This window comes from Enterobacter sp. 03-F-07-AD-ECC (genome assembly GCF_047530935.1).
Lineage (GTDB): Bacteria > Pseudomonadota > Gammaproteobacteria > Enterobacterales > Enterobacteriaceae > Enterobacter > Enterobacter cloacae.
This window is the reverse complement of the sequence record NZ_JBLKBZ010000008.1, coordinates 185781-209131: the sequence shown is the minus strand read 5'-3', so window position 1 is coordinate 209131 and position 23351 is coordinate 185781. Positions and strand designations below refer to the sequence as shown.

General features: G+C 57.0%; 28 protein-coding genes. 12 read left to right on the top strand and 16 right to left on the bottom strand.

Going from position 1 to position 23351, the window contains the following annotated elements; translation table 11 throughout:
* Positions 1–222 precede the first annotated feature (222 nt).
* The gene (locus ACMWKA_RS14900; protein WP_414760383.1) at positions 223–1581 is read right to left on the bottom strand and encodes an esterase-like activity of phytase family protein; all 1359 of its coding nucleotides are present in this window, start codon (positions 1579–1581) and stop codon (positions 223–225) included.
* A gap of 402 nt (positions 1582–1983) precedes the next feature.
* Here ACMWKA_RS14900 and ACMWKA_RS14895 point away from each other — a divergent pair, with 402 nt between their 5' ends.
* Positions 1984–2529 (top strand): YfaZ family outer membrane protein, encoded by a 546-nt coding sequence (locus ACMWKA_RS14895; RefSeq protein ID WP_013095440.1) that lies wholly within the window; start codon positions 1984–1986, stop codon positions 2527–2529.
* Positions 2529–2849: a hypothetical protein gene (locus tag ACMWKA_RS14890; protein WP_013095439.1), complete on the top strand. Its 321-nt coding sequence runs from the start codon at positions 2529–2531 to the stop codon at positions 2847–2849. Before ACMWKA_RS14895 ends, ACMWKA_RS14890 begins: the two co-directional genes overlap by 1 nt.
* A gap of 41 nt (positions 2850–2890) precedes the next feature.
* On the opposite strand, the gene ACMWKA_RS14885 is transcribed toward ACMWKA_RS14890, so the two are convergent.
* A complete protein-coding gene (locus ACMWKA_RS14885) occupies positions 2891–4261 on the bottom strand; it encodes an NAD-dependent succinate-semialdehyde dehydrogenase (protein ID WP_013095438.1) in 1371 nt (456 codons plus the stop codon).
* Positions 4262–4398: 137 nt separating this feature from the next.
* On the opposite strand from ACMWKA_RS14885, the gene ACMWKA_RS14880 reads away from it, so the two are divergent.
* Both ACMWKA_RS14880 and ACMWKA_RS14875 read left to right on the top strand, forming a co-directional pair.
* Positions 4399–5142 (top strand): helix-turn-helix transcriptional regulator, encoded by a 744-nt coding sequence (locus ACMWKA_RS14880; protein ID WP_061772028.1) that lies wholly within the window; start codon positions 4399–4401, stop codon positions 5140–5142.
* A 48-nt stretch (positions 5143–5190) separates the two neighbouring features.
* The gene (locus ACMWKA_RS14875) at positions 5191–5829 is read left to right on the top strand and encodes a LysE family translocator (RefSeq protein WP_038418626.1); all 639 of its coding nucleotides are present in this window, start codon (positions 5191–5193) and stop codon (positions 5827–5829) included.
* Positions 5830–5859: 30 nt separating this feature from the next.
* Here the strand turns inward: ACMWKA_RS14875 and ACMWKA_RS14870 are convergent, their stop codons facing one another.
* Together ACMWKA_RS14870 and ACMWKA_RS14865 are read right to left on the bottom strand one after the other, a co-directional pair.
* Positions 5860–6162 carry a BrnA antitoxin family protein gene (locus tag ACMWKA_RS14870; protein ID WP_023620649.1) on the bottom strand — a complete coding sequence of 101 codons (303 nt, stop codon included), beginning with the start codon at positions 6160–6162 and terminating at the stop codon, positions 5860–5862.
* Complete coding sequence (locus ACMWKA_RS14865) at positions 6149–6436, bottom strand: BrnT family toxin (RefSeq protein WP_061772027.1); 288 nt, start codon at positions 6434–6436, stop codon at positions 6149–6151. Before ACMWKA_RS14865 ends, ACMWKA_RS14870 begins: the two co-directional genes overlap by 14 nt.
* Positions 6437–6605: 169 nt before the next feature.
* Between ACMWKA_RS14865 and ACMWKA_RS14860 the strand changes: the two genes are divergently transcribed.
* Positions 6606–7904 carry a DUF445 domain-containing protein gene (locus tag ACMWKA_RS14860; RefSeq protein WP_013095435.1) on the top strand — a complete coding sequence of 433 codons (1299 nt, stop codon included), beginning with the start codon at positions 6606–6608 and terminating at the stop codon, positions 7902–7904.
* On the opposite strand, the gene ACMWKA_RS14855 is transcribed toward ACMWKA_RS14860, so the two are convergent.
* From ACMWKA_RS14855 to ACMWKA_RS14830, 6 genes are all read right to left on the bottom strand, one after another.
* The gene (locus ACMWKA_RS14855) at positions 7874–8950 is read right to left on the bottom strand and encodes a DUF2955 domain-containing protein (protein WP_013095434.1); all 1077 of its coding nucleotides are present in this window, start codon (positions 8948–8950) and stop codon (positions 7874–7876) included. The two genes, ACMWKA_RS14860 and ACMWKA_RS14855, sit on opposite strands and share 31 nt — an antisense overlap.
* Positions 8940–10007 carry an HlyD family secretion protein gene (locus tag ACMWKA_RS14850; protein ID WP_102751726.1) on the bottom strand — a complete coding sequence of 356 codons (1068 nt, stop codon included), beginning with the start codon at positions 10005–10007 and terminating at the stop codon, positions 8940–8942. Before ACMWKA_RS14850 ends, ACMWKA_RS14855 begins: the two co-directional genes overlap by 11 nt.
* Positions 10004–10474: a MarR family winged helix-turn-helix transcriptional regulator gene (locus ACMWKA_RS14845; protein ID WP_414760382.1), complete on the bottom strand. Its 471-nt coding sequence runs from the start codon at positions 10472–10474 to the stop codon at positions 10004–10006. Before ACMWKA_RS14845 ends, ACMWKA_RS14850 begins: the two co-directional genes overlap by 4 nt.
* A 202-nt stretch (positions 10475–10676) precedes the next feature.
* The gene (locus tag ACMWKA_RS14840; protein ID WP_414760381.1) at positions 10677–11372 is read right to left on the bottom strand and encodes an ArsR/SmtB family transcription factor; all 696 of its coding nucleotides are present in this window, start codon (positions 11370–11372) and stop codon (positions 10677–10679) included.
* Entirely contained in the window at positions 11344–11742 is a 399-nt protein-coding gene (locus ACMWKA_RS14835; protein WP_029882197.1) for a hypothetical protein, read from the bottom strand. Before ACMWKA_RS14835 ends, ACMWKA_RS14840 begins: the two co-directional genes overlap by 29 nt.
* Positions 11735–12058 (bottom strand): antibiotic biosynthesis monooxygenase family protein, encoded by a 324-nt coding sequence (locus ACMWKA_RS14830; RefSeq protein WP_045295459.1) that lies wholly within the window; start codon positions 12056–12058, stop codon positions 11735–11737. Before ACMWKA_RS14830 ends, ACMWKA_RS14835 begins: the two co-directional genes overlap by 8 nt.
* A 214-nt stretch (positions 12059–12272) precedes the next feature.
* Between ACMWKA_RS14830 and ACMWKA_RS14825 the strand changes: the two genes are divergently transcribed.
* Together ACMWKA_RS14825 and ACMWKA_RS14820 are read left to right on the top strand one after the other, a co-directional pair.
* Positions 12273–12542, top strand: a complete 270-nt coding sequence (locus ACMWKA_RS14825; RefSeq protein ID WP_013095428.1) for a DUF1778 domain-containing protein — start codon at positions 12273–12275, stop codon at positions 12540–12542.
* A 12-nt stretch (positions 12543–12554) separates the two neighbouring features.
* Positions 12555–13067 carry a GNAT family N-acetyltransferase gene (locus tag ACMWKA_RS14820; RefSeq protein ID WP_201745556.1) on the top strand — a complete coding sequence of 171 codons (513 nt, stop codon included), beginning with the start codon at positions 12555–12557 and terminating at the stop codon, positions 13065–13067.
* A gap of 49 nt (positions 13068–13116) precedes the next feature.
* Here the strand turns inward: ACMWKA_RS14820 and ACMWKA_RS14815 are convergent, their stop codons facing one another.
* A complete protein-coding gene (locus tag ACMWKA_RS14815) occupies positions 13117–14532 on the bottom strand; it encodes an aldehyde dehydrogenase family protein (protein ID WP_414760380.1) in 1416 nt (471 codons plus the stop codon).
* A 99-nt stretch (positions 14533–14631) separates the two neighbouring features.
* Here ACMWKA_RS14815 and ACMWKA_RS14810 point away from each other — a divergent pair, with 99 nt between their 5' ends.
* Entirely contained in the window at positions 14632–15534 is a 903-nt protein-coding gene (locus tag ACMWKA_RS14810; RefSeq protein WP_023620661.1) for a LysR family transcriptional regulator, read from the top strand.
* Here ACMWKA_RS14810 and ACMWKA_RS14805 read toward each other — a convergent pair.
* Positions 15521–16000 (bottom strand): carboxymuconolactone decarboxylase family protein, encoded by a 480-nt coding sequence (locus ACMWKA_RS14805; RefSeq protein WP_013095424.1) that lies wholly within the window; start codon positions 15998–16000, stop codon positions 15521–15523. The genes ACMWKA_RS14810 and ACMWKA_RS14805 overlap by 14 nt on opposite strands.
* A gap of 102 nt (positions 16001–16102) precedes the next feature.
* Between ACMWKA_RS14805 and ACMWKA_RS14800 the strand changes: the two genes are divergently transcribed.
* Positions 16103–17491, top strand: coding sequence for a PLP-dependent aminotransferase family protein (locus tag ACMWKA_RS14800; RefSeq protein WP_414760379.1), 1389 nt, complete (start codon positions 16103–16105; stop codon positions 17489–17491).
* Between the two features lie 86 nt (positions 17492–17577).
* Here the strand turns inward: ACMWKA_RS14800 and ACMWKA_RS14795 are convergent, their stop codons facing one another.
* Positions 17578–17739 (bottom strand): DUF1127 domain-containing protein, encoded by a 162-nt coding sequence (locus ACMWKA_RS14795; protein ID WP_013095422.1) that lies wholly within the window; start codon positions 17737–17739, stop codon positions 17578–17580.
* 176 nt (positions 17740–17915) lie between these two features.
* Between ACMWKA_RS14795 and ACMWKA_RS14790 the strand changes: the two genes are divergently transcribed.
* Complete coding sequence (locus ACMWKA_RS14790) at positions 17916–19334, top strand: PLP-dependent aminotransferase family protein (RefSeq protein WP_029882201.1); 1419 nt, start codon at positions 17916–17918, stop codon at positions 19332–19334.
* Between the two features lie 61 nt (positions 19335–19395).
* Here ACMWKA_RS14790 and ACMWKA_RS14785 read toward each other — a convergent pair whose 3' ends face one another.
* From ACMWKA_RS14785 to ACMWKA_RS14775, 3 genes are all read right to left on the bottom strand, one after another.
* Positions 19396–20517: a cupin domain-containing protein gene (locus ACMWKA_RS14785; protein WP_013095420.1), complete on the bottom strand. Its 1122-nt coding sequence runs from the start codon at positions 20515–20517 to the stop codon at positions 19396–19398.
* 136 nt (positions 20518–20653) lie between these two features.
* Entirely contained in the window at positions 20654–21250 is a 597-nt protein-coding gene (locus ACMWKA_RS14780) for an ATP-dependent Clp protease proteolytic subunit (protein ID WP_013095419.1), read from the bottom strand.
* Positions 21251–21313: 63 nt separating this feature from the next.
* Complete coding sequence (locus ACMWKA_RS14775; RefSeq protein WP_013095418.1) at positions 21314–22084, bottom strand: DeoR/GlpR family DNA-binding transcription regulator; 771 nt, start codon at positions 22082–22084, stop codon at positions 21314–21316.
* A gap of 81 nt (positions 22085–22165) precedes the next feature.
* On the opposite strand from ACMWKA_RS14775, the gene ACMWKA_RS14770 reads away from it, so the two are divergent.
* Together ACMWKA_RS14770 and ACMWKA_RS14765 are read left to right on the top strand one after the other, a co-directional pair.
* A complete protein-coding gene (locus ACMWKA_RS14770; RefSeq protein WP_029882203.1) occupies positions 22166–22552 on the top strand; it encodes a VOC family protein in 387 nt (128 codons plus the stop codon).
* Between the two features lie 179 nt (positions 22553–22731).
* Positions 22732–23349 carry a response regulator transcription factor gene (locus ACMWKA_RS14765; RefSeq protein WP_023620669.1) on the top strand — a complete coding sequence of 206 codons (618 nt, stop codon included), beginning with the start codon at positions 22732–22734 and terminating at the stop codon, positions 23347–23349.
* The last annotated feature ends 2 nt before the right edge of the window (positions 23350–23351 follow it).

The window sequence follows — 23351 nt, the reverse complement described above, 5'->3', positions numbered from 1 at the left end:
CGGCTTATCGGGGACGGGCGGATGTAACGTCCCTGTAAAGCCGCCCTCTCGGCGCATCCATGCGCCTCGCCCCGGCCTGCAGGAAACGCCTCAGCGATTCACAGCCGGACCAGGGCGTCGCTGTAAGCCATTCATTTTCCTGAAACAACATTCATCGCTTTCGGTAAAAAATTACTGGGGATTCCTCAGCCCTTTGGGAGAGGGTTAGGGTGAGGGATAAACTTATTTCACCGCCTCCGGCAGCGTCACAATCCACAACTCACTGTCAGACGCCGGTTTCTCCAGCGGCTTCACGCTGAGGGTCGTCTCAACCGGTTTATCATCCAGCGTCAGCTTTCCTTCCGCGTTCACCCGATAATCCTTGAGCTTCTTGCCCTCGACCGGATGTTGCATCGCCACCTTCACGCCAAAGTCGTTATCGTTCGCCACCGCCAGCGTTTTGCTGTCGATCAGCGCCAGCCCTTCAGCCTTTTCCTGCTGCCAGCCCGGGGCGCGCAGATCAACAACCTGTGTTTTCTGCGCAAGGGTAATGCCGCGCTGTGCCAGGGTTTTCTCATCATCAAACTCCGGATACTCGCCCGGCTTGTCGAAACCTGACAGGTCGCTCGCCTTACTGAGATCGACCTTGTAAATCAGGTTACGCATTCCGTCGTTTTTATCACTTCCCTGTTCGATCAGCAGGATGTGCTGGTCATCGAGCGCCACGATGTCGCCGATTTTAGCGTCGCTGTTTTTGCTGTAGGCCGCGCTGTCGATGGGATAACCGTACATCGCGGTTTTCCCGCTTGCCGGGTCAAAGCTCACCAGACGCGTAAACAGCGCCTTTTTCTTGCTCTTACCGTCGATATCCAGCGTACTTTGCACGGCGGCAATAATACGCCCGTCCGGCATACGGGTGAGGCCTTCAAAGCCGCGGTTCGCCTGACGCCATTTGAGGATATTTGGCAAACCGCCCGCAATTGCTTTTTCCCCTTCCGCCGCCTGCGGACCGTGGATCGCCAGGATTTTCCCTTTACTGTCGATGTTAATCAGGAACGGGCCATACTCATCGCACAGCCAGTAACCGCCTTTACCGTCCGGGGTGATCCCTTCCGTATCCAGCCCGCGATTATCCCCCTTCAGCCTCTTTAACGTGTCGCTGAAGGCCACTTCATTGGTGGATCCAATCACGTCGCTTTCCAGCGGCAGACCGTTGATCGCGCCTTTATCGTCATGGAGAGGACGGGCATCAATGGCCTCCGCTTTGCCGTTTTGTACACGAATCGTCATCAGCAGCGGCGCGAAATCTGGCGTAACGAAAATTTTGGCTTCGTTTTTACCCACTTTCGGTGAATCCGCGTTCGGACCGCGATCGGTAATGGTGGCGAAGGTCAGGGCATCGCCCTGTTTCCCGGTGAACAGCAGGCCAGAACCAATCCCAACCGGAAGCCCGTTCGGGAATGCACTGGCAAACGCGCCGGTGTAGTTCACGTGTGTGCCTTCTGGAAAACTGACGACATAGCGCTCAGCCGTAGGCTGCGCCGCGAGGGCAGAGAAAGAGAGCGCACAACCGATTAGCACAGGAATAATTTTTCTTTTCATATTGTTAGCTTCCATAAAGTGAAGCTCACACCGTAAAGAAGAAACGTGTCAGGAAAATGACATCGAATGGCAACATTGCGCGGGCCGGAGCGCCAAAGAAATGTAAAGCTCTGTTGTTATCTGTAACAGCGGAAACATTTCTGGAAATTATTAGAAACCCAATTAATTCGCTGCGAACCACTCTTTCTGCTCTCGTTCAGATTATGTTTAGCTAAAAAAATAAACACTTTCTAAACGCCAAATCATTACCCGTTGACGACCTCGCAACCCAACACTCTCGCAACACCACCAAATTAAAAAATTAACAAAACCAGCATAAAACGGCGACTTTCATCACATTTGCAGTCATTAACATCGCTTGTTAAGGTGCGCCCAGATTAAATTGATGACGAGGCATATGAGATGAAAAAACTGAATATCCTTCTGCTGACTGCGTTGACTGCGGTATCGGGTTCTGCACTCGCTCTGGGTGGCAGCGTTGAGCAGGGTAAAAACTTTACCAACCTCAATCTTGAGATGGGTAAATCCTCATCCGGTCTGTATGTGGAAAGCAACTGGCTGAAAAACACCGATGACGGTACGCAGACCGGCGGTGTGGGTGCGGGTTATAACCTGGGTCTTGGCCCGGTCATGCTGAACGCCGGAGCAAAAGCTATCTATATCGGACCGAAAAAAGGCGATAACGGCGTGGCGTTCCCGATTGGTGGTGGCGTAAACGTTGCCCTGACCGACAGCATTCATCTGTATGGTGAAGGCTACGTGGCACCAGAAGGGATGAACAACAGCGTGAAAAACTACGTTGAAGCCAACGGCGGCGTAAGCTGGACGCCAGTTACACCTGTGACCCTGAAAGTGGGTTACCGCCACGTGAGCGTTGATGGTAAAGACGGTCGTCCAGGCCACACCCTGATTGACGGTGCGTATGTTGGCGGTGGAGTCACCTTCTGATGAAACACCGCATTACCGCGCTTTGCGTTCTGAGCCTCACGCTTCTGCTCACCGGCTGCGTCCAGTACAAATGGGTGAAACCGGGCGTCAGCGACGCTGAAATGAACAAAAAGCTCACGGAATGTGAAGCGCAGGCGCTGATCGATCTGCCCCCGGATAACGTCGTAACCGGTTCGGACTCGGAAAAAACGGATCTGAAGAACAAGAAAAAGGATATTTCCACGAGCTACACGGTTGAAGACGCCAATGAGGATCGCAGGGCGACCCTCGTAGACAGCTGCATGTTCAAAAGCGGCTGGGATAAAATTGAAGTGCAATAATCTCTAAAAAACCTGCCTACTGGCAGGTTTTTTATTGCTGCTTACTTACGCACCACCACCAGCTTCTGGTTCACAAACTCTTTGATCCCCAGATCCGACAGCTCGCGTCCGTAACCGGAGCGCTTCACGCCGCCAAACGGCAGCTCTGGCGCGGTATCGGTGAGCCAGTTGATATACACCATGCCGGTCTCAATCCGTGACGCCATTTTCTTCGCGCGTTCAATATCCTGACTGAACACCGCACCGCCCAGTCCGTAGTGAGAGTCGTTCGCCAGGGCGACCGCCTCGTCATCGTTTTTCACCACATATATCTGCGCCACCGGGCCGAAGAACTCCTCGAAGTACGCCGGGTTGTCGCGGGAGATATTCGTCAGGATCGTCGGCTCAAAGAAGCTCCCGTCGCGCTGCACCGGTTTACCGCCATAGTGTAACGTCGCGCCCTTTTTCACCGCCTCGTTGACCTGTTTTGTCAGCGTTTCGAGCGCATCTTTAGACGACAGTGGCCCAAGCGTGGTGCTTTCATCCAGCGGGTCGCCAATTTTCACCTGCTTAAAGGCGTCGGTGAATTTGCTCAGGAAGGCATCGGCAATTTTCTCATGCAGGATAAAGCGCTTCGCTGCGGTACAGACCTGACCGGCGTTGTTAAGTCGCGCGTTCACGCCTGTCTTCACCGCTTTATCAAGATCCGCGTCGTCCAGCACCACGAAAACGTCGTTACCGCCCAGCTCAAGGGTGGATTTCTTGATGTGCTTCGCCGCCTGCGCGGCCACCACGCTGCCTGCTTTCTCAGAGCCGGTTAGCGCGGCCCCCTGTACGCGGTCGTCAGCGATGATGTTCGCCACCTGCTCAGACGAGATAAAGAGATTGGTCCATGCCCCTTCCGGCGCCCCTGCCTCACGCACCAGATGAGCAAAGGTTTCGGCACAGTGCGGCACGATGCTGGCATGTTTAGCCAGCACCGGGTTACCCGCCGCCAGGTTAGGTGCCAGAACACGCATCAGCTGATAATACGGGAAATTCCACGGTTCCACGGCCATCAGCACGCCGATGGGGTGATGCTCCACCCACGCTTCTCCGAGTTCAGACGGGTACTTCACCGGGGCCAGGAACTGCTTCGCGTTATCGGCATAGTAGCGGGCGATTTGCGCGCATAGCTTCACCTCACCGCGGCTTTGTTCGATGAGCTTACCCATCTCCTGACTGGCAATTTTAGCCAGCTCCTCGGTGCGTTCGTCGATCAGGTCAGCAAGCTTATGCAGCACCGGCAGGCGCTGTTCAATGTCGCCTTTCGCCCACTGCGAATGGTAAAGGGCGTCGGCCGCTTTCAGCGCCGCTTCGATATCCGCGTCGGTATGAGAGGGATATTCTTTGATGAGCTGGTTGGTGGCAGGATTTACTGTCTGATAAGCCATATCGAATCTCCATGTTTTACCGCTTAGGGTAGTAAGGGTAGACAACATGACGGGTGATGGACGTAAAGTTGGGTATATCCGGAAGGTTCTTAGTAGGGCCAGGGCATGGTATAAAAATATTCCTGACAGGAGCGCCTATGACCCATACCCGACACATCCGCCAGACCTTTAACCGCCTTCCGGGCCTTGAGCTGCGCAGCACGTGGCAGAGTACCGTGGCGTATAAACGTCATTGTCACCCCCAACTCTCGATTGGCGCGATAGTGGAAGGCCAGACCTGCTGCCGGTGCAATGACACGCAGTACATCCTCCACCCCGGCGATCTCATCGTGATCCCGGCGCATGTGCCGCACAGCTGCAACCCCGTTTCGGGCCAGCCCCGCAGCTATCATATGCTCTATATCGACACGGATTATCCCCTGGCAGAACAGGTCATACGCGACAGCACGTTGTTTGCTCTTTACCAGAACGTTGTTGAGAACATGTCGGCTAATTCCCTGAACATGCTGATTTCTGCCCTTCCGCGCTGCGCCAGCCGCACGGGTGAATTACGCTCAACCAGCCAGCACATTCAGCAGGCGTTTCTTGCCGATTTAACCAGCCCGCCGTCACTCGACGACCTTGCCCACCGCTTCTCGCTGCGCAAAGAGACGCTGATCCGCACCTTCAGGCAGGACACTGGCCTGACGCCGGGCAGCTTTCTCAACATCTCCCGCGTGGAATACGCCAAAGCGCGGCTGCGTGCCGGGGATGATATTGCCGATGTCGGCTACCAGAGCGGATTTGCCGATCAGAGCCATTTTCATAAGACCTTTGTGAGCTATACCGCCGCCACGCCGCGCCAGTACGCCACGGGCCGATCAATATCGGACAATAAATAGCGTTTGCATCGCCGTAGTCTGACCTCGGTTTTTTACACAGAGGTTGCTATGGAACTGTTATTCCCTTCCGCTTTTCTCGCTCTGGCGCTGGCGCATTTTGTCGCCCTGTTAAGCCCGGGCCCGGATTTCTTCCTGCTGGTGGGCTACGCGGCGCGCTACCGGGTCCGCGGCAGCGCCGGGCTGTGCCTCGGCATCGCTGCGGGCAACGGGTTGTATATCCTGCTGGTGATTATTGGCTGGAGCGCGCTGCGCCAGTTTACGTGGCTGTTTACCCTTATCGAGCTTTGCGGGGCGCTGTATCTGCTGTGGATCGGTTCGCATCTGGTGCGCAGCCGCCCGCAAGCACTGGCGCTGAATGAAACCCACCAGCGCTTCCCTTCACTGCGTAAGCAGATCCTGCTGGGACTCGGCTCGGCGTTGTTAAATCCAAAGAACGCCCTGTTCTATCTGGCGCTGATGACGGCGCTACTGGGGCCAAACGTCACGCTGCTTCAGCAGGCGACCTGCGGCGTCTGGATGGTGATGGTAGTGCTGGTGTGGGATCTGGCGCTGGTATCACTGATGGGGCTGCCCGCGGTGCAACAGAGGCTCAGCCGTTCGCTGTGGCTAATTGAGCGGGCGGCGGGGGTTGTACTAATGGGGTTTGGCGGGTGGGTACTGTGGCGACTGCTGGAGCTGATAAGCTGAAATAAGGGGCAGCCCAACGCTGCCCGTGGTCTATTTTTTGTTTTGATCGCGCAGCATCGCTTCACGCAATATGGCGTTTAGCCGCGTCTGGTAACCCTTTCCAGGCCGTTTCAGCCACTCCATCACGTCGGCGTCAATGCGTACAGATGCCTGCGTTTTAAGTGGCCGATAGAACTTCCCTCGCACCGCCCCGGACCACTGTTTATCGTCCGTGGCAGGAATATCGCTGTAATCGATTTCTGCTTCTGGTTTTTCAGCTAATGCTTTTAGCTCAGCGTCACGACGAGCGCTAACCTCAGGCGAACTACCTCGTTTATGTTTAACGATGCTCATAACGGTTCCTCTCTTTACGGTCCGCCTTACGTGCGCTAATGATACGAATAATTTCGCCTCCGCTTTCGAAACGTACCGTATGTGCGACCAGGATAACAATGACGCCTTGCACAAGGCCGATGGTTTGCCAGCGAAACTCACCGTTCTCATAGCGATCCTGAACAGAAAAATGATAAGGATCGTCGAAAACCAGAACCGCATCCTCAAAGCGTATGCCATGTTTTTGCTGGTTACTTTTCGCCTTATCGCTATCCCACTCATACTCCGTTGGCATAGTGTACCCTTCCCTGATTGTATATACAAAAAAGCATATACAAACTGCGCAAGGATTAAACCCATTAAGCAAAAGCGGTGTTTAATTTCGGAAGGCAGATTCCAGAAGCGAAGATGGTGTAACGCTCCCGTCTTTGCACTTTCCCCCCGTCTCCCTCTATCCTTAACCCATGGAAAAAATCGCTGAACTTAAACGCGCCAAGCTGCTGGCGCTGTCGCTGCTGCTGATTGCCGTCGCGGCGTTTATCACCACCCTGTTTCTGCCGCAAACCTTCTGGGTGCGCGGCGTGAAGGCCATTGCCGAGGCGGCGATGGTTGGCGCGCTGGCGGACTGGTTTGCGGTCGTCGCGCTGTTTCGCCGGGTGCCCATTCCGTTTATCTCGCGCCATACGGCGATTATCCCGCGCAATAAAGACCGGATTGGCGATAATCTCGGCCAGTTCGTGCAGGAGAAGTTTCTCGACACCCAGTCGCTGGTGGCGCTGATCCGCCGCTATGAGCCGGCGCAGATGATTGGCACCTGGTTCAGTAAGCCCGACAATGCCCAGCGTGTCGGGCAGCATCTGATTCAGGTGATGGGCGGTTTTCTTGAGCTGACCGACGACGGGCGTATTCAGCGCCTGCTCAAACGCGCGGTGCATAAGGCCATCGACAAGGTCGATTTCACCGAAACCAGCGCAGTGATGCTGGAGAGCATGACCAAAAACAACCGCCATCAGGTACTGCTGGACGCCATCATCAACCGCCTGATCACCCTGATTCAACGCGATAGCACGCGGGAATTTATTTCAGACCAGATCGTCCACTGGCTTAAGACCGAGCATCCGCGCAAGGCGATGGTGCTGCCCACCGAGTGGCTGGGCGATCAAAGCGCGGAGATGGTGTCAAACGCGGTGAATACCCTGCTGGACGACGTCAGTCATGACCGCACCCACCAGATCCGCCAGGCGTTCGACCGCGCCACGCTGAAGCTTATCGACAACCTGAAAAACGATCCGGAGATGGCCGCAAAGGCAGAGAACATCAAGCATTACCTGAAGAACGACGACGCGTTTAACCGCTATCTGGGTGAGATGTGGGCTGACCTGCGCCAGTGGCTGAAGGCGGATATGCAACGTGAGGATTCCCGCGTGAAGCAGCGCATCGCCAACGCCGGGCAGTGGTTCGGCGAAACGCTGCTCGGTGACGACAGCCTGCGGGCATCGCTCAATGAGCATCTCGAGCAGGCGGCACACCGCGTGGCACCGGATTTCGCGGCGTTTCTCACCCGTCATATCAGCGACACGGTAAAAAGCTGGGACGCCAAAGATATGTCCCGCCAGATCGAGCTTAATATCGGCAAAGATCTGCAGTTTATCCGCGTCAACGGCACCCTGGTGGGCGGGACGATTGGCCTGATCCTGTTTTTACTTTCGCAACTGCCCGCCGTGCTTGCGCATTACTCCGTTTTGGGTGGTGCAATGACGTAGCGCGTCGCCTCAAAGCGATTGAGGATTAAGTGCACCAGAAACACCATCGTCAGCGTCGCCACCAGAGAAAAGGTCACCGAGGTGATGCGGTAGAGATCGCTGAACACCAGGTCGCTGTCCGGGTGCATGTTCTGACCGAACATAATCCCGATGGTGGTGATGCTGGCAAACCCAACGCCGGCTCCCACCTTCTCCATCACATGCAGACGCGCACCAAACGCCAGCCCGAGGCCGATAAGCGGCATCATCAGTAGCATGTGGCTGCTGTGATCGTAGAGGATAAGCTGCACCACCAGAATATAGAGACAGCCCAGCACCACGCCAGCCACGCGCCAGATAGAGCTCATCACCGCGCCGCGATAGTGCATCGGGAACAGAATCAACACACCGGCCATCAGCGCCGAAAGCGAATCGCTCAAATCGCTTATCTGGAAGATGACAAAAATCATCGTCGCAACGGTGCCGGAGAGCAGAGACTCGTGCCGCACGCGGGCATCATCTTTCTCGATCAGCGGCGGCGGCTTGCGCGGCTCAACGTCCGGCAGGAGATAGTTCATCAGCGCGCTCAGGCATACAGCCATCACACTCGCTTCAATGTTGGAAAACAGCAGCGTGTGCCAGTCGGTGGTGGGATAGCTCATAAAGTTGAGCATCACGCTCTGGCACACCACGCCCATCGACCCGAACAGGAACAGCGGCCCCTTACTCATAAAGCGAAAACGCATGACATACAGTGCAAAAACCACCAGCGTCATGATCACCGGCCACTGGGACAGATAGCCGATAATAATCACCATTTCGACGCAGTTTAGCGATGCGCTGAAGATAAACTGCTTCGCCACATGGCGGTTAAAGACCGGCACCAGCGACAGCAGCATGATGGGGTAGACCACATAAAACACGCCGTAGCTGGTGTTATAGAAACTTGAAATACTCAGCGCGATCATCCCGGCAAAGACGATGCGCAGGGTCTGGCGAAAGTCATTGGCCGTATAGACGATGTTGCCGTGCGGGGTAAAGACCCGCGCCAGCGTGCTAATAGACATAGTGGAGCAGGCTCACCAGGTGGATTTGCATCCCGGAGAAGAAGCGCGCAAACGGCCCTTCGCTGTTGTAGAGCTGCACGGTGGCACGAGCGCCGGTCGGGAGCGGTTTCGGCAGCGTCTCATCCAGCGCCACGTGAATGCGCATTCGCTGGGCGTCGCGCACCCAACGGTTAGAGGTTTCCGGTGCGGACAGTTCGCCGCTCACCGCCTCCTGTCCGGCAAGGATCCCCGCATCGCTGCTGGTCACGTGGGCGCGGAAAACCTGTCCTGGAAAAGCGTCAAATACCACGGCGGCATCGGTCCCCTGATGGGTATGGCGCAGACTCTTCTCACGAAAATCGGCCACAATATCGGTCTTATTATTCACCAGCGCCAGCGCCGCCGAGCCGGACGAGGCATAAAACCCGGGGCTCAACTGCAGGTTGCTGACCGTGCCGTCCGCCTGGGCGTAAACCTTCGTCCAGCCGAGGTTGAGCTCCGCCTCATCAAGCGCGTTACGGTATTTTTGCAGCGTCACGTTGCGGTGCTCTTCCCGCTCGCCGCGCTGGATGCGCAGGTTATGGATGTTCGCCTGAATCGAGCTCACGGACTGCTCGCTGCTCTGCCAGGTGGTACGGACCTTATCCAGATCCGCCTGCGAGACGTTCTGTAACGTGCTCAGCTTCTGGTAGCGGTCAAAGGTCACTTTGTCGTTACGCGCGGTCAGCACGGCGGTTTTCAGGCTGGCCTGGGCGGCGGCGATCTGCGCGTCCAGCTGTTCATTGGACAGGCGTGCCTGCTCAAGCGCGATTTGCGCCGCTTCCACTTTATTGCGAAACGGCGTGTCATCCAGCTCAAACAGCAGGTCGCCCCGCTTCACCTGGCTGTTGTTGTGTACGTGCACAGCCGACACATACCCGGAGACGCGCGGAGAAACCGGCGTCACCACGCGCATGACGGTGGAGTCCGGCGTCAGCGGGATCCAGATATCGGCGACGACAAAGTAGACAAACATCAGCAGGAAAGAGGCAATACTCACCCTTACCCAGCGGGCAAACTTTTGTTCAGGAGTCATTATTTTTCGGTCTTGTTATCTTCTTCGCGGATTGTCCGCAAATTGCAGGCGATTTGATTCAAGGTGGCGCTGAAAATTTCGATATGCTCAGGCGCGATGTTTTGCGATACGCGTGTCTGGTACGTCTCAATCACCTGGGTGAGCCTTTTTAGGATGGCTTTTCCCTCAGGCGTCAGCGTCAGAAGCCGGATGCGCTTGTCATAAGGCGATACAGTGCGCAGCAGGTATCCCTGCTTTTCCAGCTGTGTCAGGGTGCGCATCAGCGGCGGCAGTTCAATGCCCTGCACCTCCGCCAGCTCACTCACCGAGACGTTATTCCCCAGTTGATGAAGCTGCATCATTACCGTCCAGCTCGACTGGGTTAACCCGGTATCGAGAATGGCGTCGTCAATAACGGCGCGCCACTGGCGAACAATCATCGCCATCCGCATGCCCATCGGCCGGCGGCAAAACAGTTGTTCTTCACTCATGGGGGAACCTCTCGAAACACGTCGTCAAGATAATAGTTATCAGGGTAAGTATCAAGAAACGAGAGGCGAAAGAGCAGGAATTGCGAAACGATGTCTCCCTCTCCCACGGGGAGAGGGTTCCCCATAAAATAATGCCTGCACGGAGGCCCCCCCTCTCCCTTAAGGGAGAGGGTTGGGGTGAGGGCACAGCCCGCAGCGGAGTTTAGCGGCTAAAAAGTCGCTTAACGGCAGCCCTTCCTGAAGCCGTAAGCACCACTTCCCGATACCCCGCTACCCGCTGGATCCAGCCCTTGCTTTCCAGATGCATGAGCAGCGCCGAACCGGCTTCACCGCCCAGATGAAACCGCCGCTCGCTCCAGTCCAGACAGGCGCAACAGGCCTTTCGCCGGGGATGGGTGCTTAACGGGATACCGAGTTTCAGAAACTGCTCCCGGCCATACAGCGTCAATGCTGAACCGTCTGGCTCCAGCCAACTTTCGGCCTGCATGAAATCGTAGATCTGCACCGCCACCGCGCCCGCCAGATGGTCGTAGCAGGTGCGGGCTTCACGCAGGGCTTTTGGCGCGCTGGTTTCCGGTGGAGAAATGCGGTGCCACGACAGCCCCATCATCTGCTCCACCAGCTCCGCTACGTCATACCCTGCCAGGCGATAATAGCGATGGCGCCCCTGCGACAGGCAGGTAATGAGCTTTCCGTCCAGCAGCCGCGCAAGGTGCCCGCTGGCGGTAGACGGCGCCACATCCGCCGCCGCACTCAGCTCGGTGGCCGTCCACGCCCGCCCGTCCATCAGCGCACAAAGCATTTTCACGCGCGACGGATCGGCCATTGCGGCTGCTACTGCGGCAATGGCCTGCTCCAGCGCTGCGCTGTTATCTGGCGGTAAGCTCGTCTTTAACATAGGTTGCCCAGGGTTCGGTGATTGCTGCGGCCAGCTTATCATTATCCGTCAGCAGAATAAGGTGATTAGCGTGGTCGCTGTACTGGGTAAGAATAGACACCCCGCGAGCCGCCAGTGCGGCAGCTATCTCCCCCAGTTCGCCGGGGCGTTCCTGCCTCAGTTTTCTGATGATGGGACGACGAACCGCTTTCAGGTTAAATCCGGCCTCAAGCAGAACATGGCGGGCTTTTTCGCCGTCTTCCACCAGAAAATGTGCCTCAACGCCGAATACACCACCGCCTTCCAGCCCAATCCCCTTACTGCCCAACAGCTGACCAAAGCGTGCCAGTTCACCCGGCGTATCGTTAAAAATCACATGAACATCATACATCCGCGTGCCCTCCGTTTTCGGTGCTGTATTCCCGCACCAGCTGTGCCACCCGAATGCGGTAGTACGTAAAAATCGACTCCCGCCCCTCGGCCTGCGCGGCCTGATGAAAAACGTTCTGCTTCCAGTTGCGGATAGCCTCTTCGTCCCGCCACCAGGAGAGCGAGAGAATTTTGCCGTCGGTGGTCAGGCTCTGGAAACGTTCGATATCGATAAAACCGTCAATATCCGCCAGCAGGGGTTTAAGTTCGGCCGCGAGCTGCAGGTAGCGCGCCTGATGCGCCGGCGCGGCTTTGGCTTCGAAAATGACTGCGATCATGAAGGTCTCTCCGTTGTGATGGTGTGAAGAGAATGCAGGACAGATGACAAGGATGCTTCGGTATGGAGCGAAGTGTTGTGCCGGATGGCGCTGCGCTCAATTTCCCGTTGAAATCCGATGATGACAGACATATGATTTATGTACGGTAAGATTCCGTACATAATATTACTATGCAACCGGGGCATTAACCCCAGGTAACGATGAAGAGCGAATCATGTCAGCACTAAAGAAACAGCGTATCGATCTACGCTTAACCGAAGACGACAAAAGCCTGATCGAAGAAGCAGCGGCAATGACGAACCAGTCAATTTCACAATTCATGGTAAGTACGGCCTCCGAACGCGCAGCAGAAGTGATTGAACAGCACCGCCGCCTGATCCTCAACGAGGCATCCTGGAACCAGGTGATGGATGCGATCAGTAACCCGCCAACACCAAATGAACGACTGAAGCGAGCAGCCAGGCGTCTCCAGGATCTGGAGTGATACGTGAATAACATGAAAATAGGGATTTTTTCAGATGACGTTGAGTATGATCTAAGCCATTTCGATTGCGGAGAAGAGAGCCTAAACACCTTTCTGACGGCACACCTGAAACGCCAGCATCGTGGGAAATTTTTGCGGGGTTACGTTCTTGTCGCATCCGGGGAAAAGCCGCGGGTGTTGGGTTATTACACGCTGTCCGGGAGCTGCTTTGAAAAGGCGTACCTTCCTTCTAAAACCCAGCAGAAGCGAGTGCCTTACAAAAATGTTCCCAGCGTCACGCTGGGCCGCCTGGCGATAGATAAACGCTTCCAGGGGCAAGGATTGGGGGAGTTGCTGGTCACCCATGCTCTGAAAACGGTCTACCTGGCGTCTTTTGCCGTGGGTATCCACGGGATATTCGTAGAAGCGCTGAACGACAGCGCCAAAAACTTTTACCTTAAACTGGGGTTTATCGCCCTTCAGGCAGAGAATGAAAATACTCTCTTCCTGCCGACTAAAACCATCGAAAGATTGTTTGCAGATTAAGTCTGTTACTCACGCCCCGCGAACCGGGCGTGAGTAACACGTAATGGGTTTAACCCACAATCGACTTCGGCTCCATAAACGCCCCAATTCCCCATTCGCCCATCTCGCGTCCCACGCCGGAGTGTTTAAACCCGCCAAACGGGGCTTTTGGCTCATGCGCGAGGGTGTTTACCAGCACGCGCCCGGAAACAATCTGCTGCGCCACGCGACGCGCACGCACGGTATCACGCCCCAGCACCATCGCGCTCAGGCCGTACTCGGTATCGTTGGCAATCGCGACAGCCTCCGCCTCGTCCTGATAAGGAATAATGCACAGCACCGGGCCAAAAATTTCCTCACGCGCGATGGTCATCTGGTTGTTCACATCAGTAAACAGCGTCGGGCGCACAAACCAACCGTCCCGCGTCCCGTCCGGTCGCCCTTCGCCGCCCGCCAACAGTCGTGCGCCTTCGTCGAGCCCTTTGCGAATATATCCCTGCACCCGCAGCCACTGCTTTTCGCTGACCATTGGGCCAATCTCTGTCGCGCTTTCGCGCGGGTCGCCGGATTTCACCGCCGCCACCGCCTGCGCCAGGGCGATTTCCATCTCGGCCTTGCGCGACTGCGGCACCAGAATACGCGTGCCGGCCACGCACGCCTGCCCGCTGTTCATAAACCCGGCCTGAATCACCAGCGGGATCGCCCGTGCAAGATCGACATCATCCAGCAAAATCGTCGGCGATTTACCGCCTAACTCCAGCGTGACGCGCTTAAAACCCTCCGCCGCGTTACGCAGGATCGCTTTGCCGGTATTCGTCGATCCCGTAAACGAGATTTTCGCCACGTCCGGGTGGCGGCTAATGGTCTCCCCCACCGTCTCGCCGCGCCCGGTGATGATATTAAACACGCCCGCTGGCAATGCGGCATCACGCAGCGCCTCGGTGATAATCTGCGTTTGCAGGGCGCTCATTTCGCTGGGTTTGATCACCGCCGTGCAACCCGCCGCGAGCGTCGCCGCCAGTTTGCCGCAGATAAACCCCGCATCGCTGTTCCACGGCGTGATCAGACCCGCTACGCCTAGCGGCGTCATCTGCACCGATGCCGCCCCCGCTGAAAATGAAAATTCAAACCCTTCCAGGGCCTCAATCGCCTGGGCAATGACATCGGCCGGATAACTGGCCATCCACGCCGAGCGCGCAGCCGGTGCGCCGTACTCTTCGATTATCGCCTCCAGCAGCTGATCATGATGGGCGGCAACAGTGGCATGCATACGCGTTAACGCAGCAATCCGTTCCTGTTTTGTGGTTTGCGACCACGCCGGAAACGCCGCTTTGGCGGCCGCAATGGCGCGTTCAGCGTCGACCTCATCTGCCAGACGCACCTGCCCTATGACCTGTGCCGTCGCCGGGTTGTATAAATCAAAACGCTCGGTGCCGTGCGGGGTAACAAATTCGCCATTGATAAAAATCTGTTCGATGTGGTGCATATAAACCTCCTCAGGCTGTGTGACACAGTCTGGCACGACTACTCCGTTGCGATAATCCACGCTATGCTGCAAGGGTTGTTTCGATTTTCAGGATAATCTATGCATCGTTCAGGTTTGACAGAGCTGGAAGTGGTGATGGCGGTGGTACGACGCGGCAGCTTTCGCGGTGCCGCCCAGGAGCTGGGCATGTCTGCCACGGCGGTGAGTAACGCCATCGCCGGGCTGGAAAGCCGCCTCGAGACGCGTCTTTTTAACCGCACTACCCGCAGCGTGGCGCTCACCGACGCCGGGCAGCGTTATGTGGCGCGCATCGGTCCGGCGCTGCAGGAAATTCGTCAGGCCGGGGAAGAGATCCACAGCGACACCGGTGAACCCGCAGGCACCCTGCGCCTGAACGTGCCGAACAATATTGGCTCCCTGTTTCTGGACCAGCTGCTGATCGACTTTATGATCCGCTACCCGAAAATGCGCGTGGAAACGGTGAGCGAGGCGCGAATGATCGATATCGTCGCCGAAGGCTACGACGCCGGGATCCGCCTTGAAGAGGCGGTGCCGCAGGATATGATCGCCGTACCGCTGACCGGTGAGATCCGCCAGCTCGTGACCGCCACACCGGACTATTTTGCCCGCCACGGTATCCCGCAAACGCCGGAGGATCTGCTGTTGCATCAGGGGATCGGGATGCGCATGGCCCACGGTGGGATCTACCGCTGGGAGCTGGCCCGTCGGGGAGTCCAGTATGCGCTGGCCGTGCCGCCGCGTTTTGCGACATCCGATCTTTTTGCCTCGATCCGCGCGGTCAAAGCAGGGCTGGGGATTGGCTTTTTACCGGAACTCTATATCCGTGATGAGCTGAAAAGCGGGGAACTGGTGAGCGTGTTAAACGACTGGACGCAGCCGTTTGCCGGGCTGCGTCTTTACTATCCAGGCCATCGCCACGTCCCGCCGGGGTTGCGGGCGCTGGTGGCGATGATCCGCGAGCGCGGGATTATTCCAGGTTAGCCTTGTTCAGTCCGTAAGCTGCGTCCAGCGAGCCGGGGGCCATGCGCGAGGTAATGCCTAAACGGTTCCAGGCGTTGATCGCCACGATGGCGAAGTTCAGCTCTGAAATCTCCACGTCAGAAAAGTGTTCCGCCACGCTACGGTACAGCGCGTCGCTCACCCCGTGAACGCCAATCTGGGTCAACGCTTCGGCGAAGGCCAGCGCCGCTTTCTCGCGAGCGCTGAACAGCGGAGATTCGCGCCAGGCCGCCAGGTGGTAAAGGCGCAGTTCGCGCTCCCCGGCAATTTTGGCCTCTTTGGAGTGCATATCCAGACAGAAGGTACAGCCGTTCAGCTGGGAAACGCGAATGTCGATCAGGTGCTTCAGCGCCGGGTCGATGGAGGTTTTCGCCACTTCCATGCTCAGGGCGGACAGCGCGTTGGCAAGGGCTGGAGTGACTTTATGGTGGTTTACGCGAGTGCTCATTGTCTTTCCTCTTATTTACACGGTATGTGTCATGCGATGAGGACAATCTACGCGGGTCATGACATAGTAAAAAGATACAAAAATCATAAAATGAGGTAGGACATGAAGCCGGGCTATCACGACATTTACACCCGCTATCGCGACAACATTACGCGCGGCGTGCTGAAGCCTGGCGATAAGGTGCCCGCCATTCGCGCACTGGCCGAAGAGCTCAAGGTGGCGCGCAAAACCGTCGAAACGGCGTATGCCATTTTAATCGGCGAAGGGTACCTGGTGAGCCAGGGCGCGCGCGGCACGCGGGTCAATCCCGATCTCTTGCTACCCGCGACGCCGGCTCCAGCGGATCACACCACCGGTACGCTCCCGGCATCGCTTATCAGCCAGCGTGAACGAGCGGGTTTTCTGCGCCCCGGCATTCCCTCCCTCGACAGCTTCCCCTATAAAAAATGGTTACTGCTGGCAGGCCAGGCGACGCGCTCGATGCGCCCGGAAGAGATGCTCAACCCGCCGGTGCTGGGCTGGTATCCCCTGCGCCAGGCCATCGCCCGCTATCTGAATATCTCCCGCGGGCTCTCGTGTACCGCCGAACAGGTGCTGATCACCAGCGGCTACAGCGGCAGTCTGCGCCTGATCCTCGATACGCTCGCCAGCCGCAGCGACAAAGTGGTGTTTGAAGATCCGGGCTATTTTATGGGCCAGCAGCTGCTTAAGCGGATTGTGCCACGTCTGCACACCGTGCCGGTCGATCGCTGCGGCATCGACACGGAGTATCTGTTGCATCATCACCGCGACGCCCGTTTTGCTATCGTGACGCCCTCTCACCAGAGCCCACTGGCGGTAACGCTCTCTCTGCCGCGTAAACAGCAGCTTCTCGACTGGGCGAGCCAGAACGGGGCGTGGATTATTGAAGATGATTACGACGGAGAATTTCACTATACCCGCAAGGTGCTGCCGTCGCTGAAAAGCCTCGATCGCCATGATCGGGTGATCTTTATGGGCACTTTCAGTAAAACCATTATGCCCTCCTTACGCATGGGCTACATCGTGATGCCCGCCAGCACGGTTGAGGCATTTACCGACTGCGCGGACATCGTCGCCAGCGGCCAGCCGGTACTGACGCAAAAAATCCTCACCACCTTTCTCAACGAGGGTCATTTTTTCCGTCATCTTAAGAAGATGCGCGCGCTGTACCAGACCCGCCGGGAGTGGATGATTGCCGCCCTGCGTGAGGTATATGGCGATCTGTTTTTCACCGAGCAGAACGACGGCGGAATGCATATCGTGGCGTTTCTGGCGAAAGGCAGCAACGATCGGGAGGTGGCGTGCTGCTGGCAAGCGCAGCAGCTGCAGGTGAATGCCCTTTCAGAGTGGTATCGCGGGTCGGGCAAACGTTACGGGCTGGTGATGGGCTATAACAACGTGCGGTCATATCAGGAGGCGGTGGATTTGCTGGAAAGACCGAAGCGGCAGACGATTGCGCTGTTGAGCTAAACATCGCCCGGTGGCGCTACGCTTACCGGGCCTACGGGATCGAGTAGGCCGGGTAAGGCGCAGCCGCCACCCGGCGGCGACGTGTCTCACACATCATACCGCGACAATCCAACGTCCTTGAGCTGCTCATCGCTCATCTGGCTCAGAATGCGGCGGGTACGGTTGATGCGATACCAGTTGCAGATCGTTTTGCCGATCCAGACGAAGACAATAAACGGACGTTTTGAACGATTCTCATAGAATTCCATGATGCTCTCCTCACCGTGTCAGTGGGGCTATGATCGTGGAAAACGGCTTTAGCAATACAGACTCAAAAACAACTTTTGTTTAACATACAGATCCGCTAAAACGGTATCTACATGCCGTTTTTTGCGGCAATCTGTACTGGTTTTGTAATCTGTATGGTGACAACAAAGGATACAGCATGACGCGCTACCAACATCTGGCCAATCTACTGGCAGAACGCATTGAACAAGGGCTGTATCGCAGCGGTGAACGTCTGCCGTCGGTACGCGCGCTGAGCCAGGAGCACGGCGTGAGCATCAGCACCATACAGCAGGCCTATCAGATCCTCGAAAACCTGCAGCTCATCACTCCCCAGCCGCGCTCCGGCTATTTTGTGTCTAAGCGCAAGGCCCAACCGCCGGTGCCGGCCATGACGCGCCCGGTGCAGCGCCCGGTGGACGTCACCCAGTGGGATGAGGTGATGATGCTGCTGGATGCCCGCGCCGACAAAGAGATGATCTCCTTTGGCGGCGGTTCGCCAGACGTTAACCAGCCGAGCCTGAAGCCCCTGTGGCGTGAGATGAGCCGCATCGCACAGCACAACCCCGCCGAAATGCTGAGCTATGACGTACTCGACGGGCGCCTTGAGCTGCGCGAGCAGATCGCCCGGCTGATGCTCGACGGGGGCTCCACCGTGGCGGCGAACGAGATTGTGATCACCAACGGCTGCCACGGCGCGCTCTCCATCGCCCTGCTGTCGGTCTGTAAACCAGGAGACATTGTGGCGGTGGAGTCGCCGTCGTTCCACGGCACCATGCAGATGCTGCGCGGGTTTGACATCAAGGCGATAGAAATTCCGACCGATTCGCAAACCGGGATCAGCATTGAGGCATTAGAGCTGGCGCTGGAGCAATGGCCCATCAAAGCAGTCATCCTGGTGCCCAACTGCAATAATCCGCTTGGGTTTATCATGCCGGAGTCGCGTAAGAAGCAGGTGCTGGCCCTGGCCCAGCGGCACGATATCGTGATCGTCGAGGATGATATCTACGGCGAGCTGGCGGCGGAATACCCGCGCCCGCGGACCATTCACTCCATGGATATTGATGGCCGCGTGATCCTCTGCAGTTCGTTTACCAAAACCGTGGCGCCAGGGTTACGCGTCGGCTGGATTGTGCCGGGACGCTACTACGACCGGGTGATGCACATGAAATACGCCGCGGGCGGGTTTAACGTGCCGGGCACGCAGATGGCGGTGGCGGCGTTTATCCGCGACGGCCATTATCATCGCCACGTGCGCCGTATGCGCCAGATTTATCAGCAGAATATGGAAACCTATACCTGCTGGGTACGGCAATATTTTCCGGCAGACATATGCGTGACGCGCCCGCAGGGCAGTTTTTTGCTGTGGGTGGAGCTACCGGAGAAGGTCGACATGGTGTGCGTCAGCAAGCAGCTGTGCCGGTTGAAGATCCAGGCGGCGGCCGGGTCGCTGTTTTCCGCCTCCGGGAAGTACCGCAACTGCCTGCGGATTAACGTGGCATTACCGCCAACTGATAAGCATCGCGAGGCATTGAAGAAGATGGGTGAAGCGATTGTGATTGCGATGGAGGAGGGCTAGTGCGGCCTGATGCCCTCACCCCGGCCCTCTCCCACAGGGAGAGGGAGAAAACCGTACAGCACTACTCGTCGAAGTACCAGTACCCCTGGTTAATCAGCCCGGTGAGCTCCTCGACAAACGCCGGGTTGTTCAGCGCATCGCCCAGCTCGGCCTGGCCCAGCTCAGTGTAGCGGCACAGCGCGTCCGCCGCCTTCGCGTCGACTGTCTCGAGCTGTTCACTGTTGATAAAGAAACTGCCGTTGATATTCAGCACGCGCAGGCCGCTCAGGCGAGACAATCTCTCGCCGCCCTGCAGCGCGTCCAGCACCTCCTCGGGCGCATACGGCGGCTCGGCGGCGGCGATATCCAGCTCGTGACGCGGCGTGGAGACAAAGCTACCGAACCATTTTGTGAAATCATCCGGCTTACCGATCATGTCGATCATCATCTGGCGAATGCGATCGAGCTCGTACTGCTCAATGCGCCCAGGGTGTTCGCGGCAGGTCAGATCCGGATCGCTGTAATGCTCCCCACCCAGATCGTTTTCCAGCGCGTAATCGGCAAAGCTGCTGATCAGATCGCGGCCGTTTGGCCCCCGGAAACCCACTGAGTAGTTCAGCGCGGTTTCATGGGTGAAGCCGTCGTGCGGGAATCCTGGTGGAATGTAGAGAATATCGCCGGGCGCCAGATCTTCGTCGATGATCGGTTCAAACGGATCCACGTGCAGCAGCGCCGGATGTGGGCAGAACTGACGCATCGGCAGCTTGTCACCCACGCGCCAGCGACGGCTGCCCATCCCCTGAATGATGAACACATCGTACTGATCGATATGCGGGCCCACGCCGCCGCCCGGCACGGAGAAGGAGATCATGAGGTCATCCAGACGCCAGTCCGGCAGCACGCGGAACGGGCGCACCAGCTCCGCCGCCGGCATGTGCCAGTGGTTCACCGCCTGCGCCAGCAGCGACCAGCCGGTTTCGCCCAGGCCGTCAAAGTGCTCAAACGGACCATTGCTGGCCTGCCATTTGCCGTTGAAATGGCTCACCAGACGGCTATCGACCTCCGGCTCCATCGCCAGGCCTGCCAGCTCGTCCGGGGTAATCGGGTCGACAAAATTCGGGAAGGCATTTTTCAGCACAACGGGTTTTTTTTGCCAGTATTTCTCAAGAAATTCCGGCCAGTTCAGGTTCAGTTGATACGCCATGGATAGCACCAGTGAGAGGGGAAACAGGCGCGATTATAGGCAAGAAGGCAGAGGGGGAACTTGTCATGGGTCAAACCAGCACGCGTAGGTCGGGTAAGGCGTAGCCGCCACCCGACACGTACACGGCGTTAAAAACTTAATCCAGCTTCAGATCGTCATAATGGGTAATCAGTTTACCCACAATGCCGTAATCCAGCGCTTCGGCCGGAGACATCCAGAAGTTGCGGTCGGTGTCTTTTTTCACTTTTTCCAGCGGCTGGCCGGTGGCGTCGGCGATCAGTTTGTTTACCCGGTCCAGCATGCGGATGATCTCGCGCGCTTCAATCTCAATATCCGTCGCCTGACCGCGCACGCCGCCCAGCGGCTGGTGGATCATAAAGCGGGTGTTTGGCAGCGAGTAGCGATGCTCTTTTTTCGCCGCCAGGAAGATGGTGATCCCGGCGCTTGCCACCCAGCCGGTACCGATCACGTGTACATCCGGTCGGATGAACTTGATGAAGTCGTGAATGGTATCACCGGCTTCCACGTGACCGCCCTGGCTGTTGATGTACAGTTTGATCGGATCGTTGCTCACGCTTTGCAGCAGGATCAGCTGGGTGATGACTTTCTCTGCCAGCGCCTGGTTGATTTCACCGGAGATAACAATCGAGCGGGATTCCAGCAGCTTCTGCTGCAGTGCGCTCTGTGTCCCTTCCGCTTTATCCTTATCGCCGTCTTTCAGTGTGTAGTGCATTGTTATGTCCTCAGCATTTAGCGCTCAAAACCAGAGTGTAGCCTGTTTTACCCGTGAAAGTCCTCAGGCGCACACAATGCGAATGTCCTGGGCTGCAAACGCGTCGACAACGCCCTGTTCCAGCGCCTCTTCTACCACCAGCACATCAATGTCCTGGCACGTCGCCACCACAAAGCGCGCCACGCCGGGAAGTTTGTCTGCCGTCAGAGCCACGATGGTCTGGTTGCTCTGGGCGATAACCGCCTTTTTGAATTCGCAGTCGGCAAAGTCAAAGCCGGTGAGCCCCATCTGCGGATCCATCGCGCAGCCGCCAATAAAGGCCTGATCGAAGATAATGCCCTGGATCTGACCCGCGGCCGTGGCGCCCACCGACCCGCCGGATGCCCGCTGGATCTGCCCGCCGGTGATGATCACCTCGCACAGGGGATGGCGCAGCAGTTCCGTGGCGATGGCCGGGGAGTTGGTCACCACCGTGACGTTGAGATCCGCCGGGAGCGCTTTCGCCAGCGCCAGGTTTGTTGTCCCCGCGTCAATAAAAATGCACCCGCCCGCCTGAACCAGCGTTGCTGCTTTCTGCGCGATTGTGTGCTTTTCTGCACTTATTTTCTGCTCGCGGCTTAAAAAATTACCCGCATCCGGAAGCTGAAGCACCGCGCCGCCGTAGACCTTTTTGCAATAGCCCTCTTTGCTAAGTTCATGTAAATCACGGCGAATAGTGTGCTCGGATACGTTCATCTGGCTCGCCAGCTCGGTACAGACCACCCTTCCGCTCTTCTGAAGGATCTGGCGGATCCGCGCTTGTCGCTGTTCAGGAAAAGCTGCATAATCGAGCATTGAAAGTCCTTTAAAAATTCTAATCGAGTATCAATGCGCATAATGTTGCATAACCGCGCAACACAAACAACGAGGGTTACAATGAATATTGCACATGTCGCACTCTGGACCCGCAGCCTTAACGCCCAGGTTCAGTTCTGGGAAACGGTGTTTAATGGCCGCAGCAACGCACGCTACGTCAGTAAAAATCGTCCGGGTTTTGAGTCCCATTTTATTACCCTGGACGAGGGGCCGACGATTGAGCTGATGACCATTCCGGACCTGCCCGACGCGCCTGCCCACCCGGAATTTATCGGCTGGGCGCATATCGCCATCAACGTCGGCGGAAAAGCACAGGTGGACAGCATGGCGGCACAGGCCAGGGCAAACGGCACGCTGCTTAGCGCCCCACGGATGACCGGGGACGGCTTCTATGAAGCGGTAATTGCGGACCCGGACGGCAATCGCATTGAGCTTGTCGGTGCATAAAAACAGCGTTTCGTTCCTTCACCGCCCCTGCTCCGGCTCGCTATACTTCATATGGTTATCATATTGTTAAATGATAATGATATTTAATGTGTTAAGATGAAAGTCAGCATAAACAGTCTCTTACGTAACCGAAGGGACGGTTTGCATCCTCGACATTTAAATCAGCACCGGGGCGGTGAATGGAACACATTGTGTATGTGGTTGATGACGATGACGCCGTCAGGCAGTCCGTGACCGGGCTACTGGAATCGGCAGACCTGAACGCTATCGGCTTTTCATCGGCAGAAGCATTTCTTCAGCACCGCTTCGAGGATCTGCCTTCGTGCGTGATCCTCGATATGCAAATGCCCACCATCTCCGGTTTTGAGGTGGCTGATGCCCTCAGGGACAGCGGGCGTGAGATCCCGATTATTTTCCTCACCGGCCACGGCACCATCCCGATGTCAGTTCGCGCCATCAAAGGCGGGGCCTACGAGTTTCTGACCAAACCGGTTGAATCCGCCGCGCTTATCGACGCCATTGAATCCGCGCTCCGGCTGGCGGAAAACAACGCCGTGCGTAACAAAGAGCATTACGCCCTGAAGCAGCGCCATATGTCTCTTACCCCACGCGAACATGAAGTGCTCCAGCTGGCGATAAGCGGCCTGCTGAACAAGCAGATCGCCGCCGAGCTTGGGGTGAGCGAAATCACGGTGAAAGTCCATCGCCGCCGCGTGATGGAGAAGATGCAGGTGCGCTCCGTGGCAGAGCTGGTCAGGGTCGTGGAACGCCTGAGCAAAAGTCTGCCAACGGAATAGCC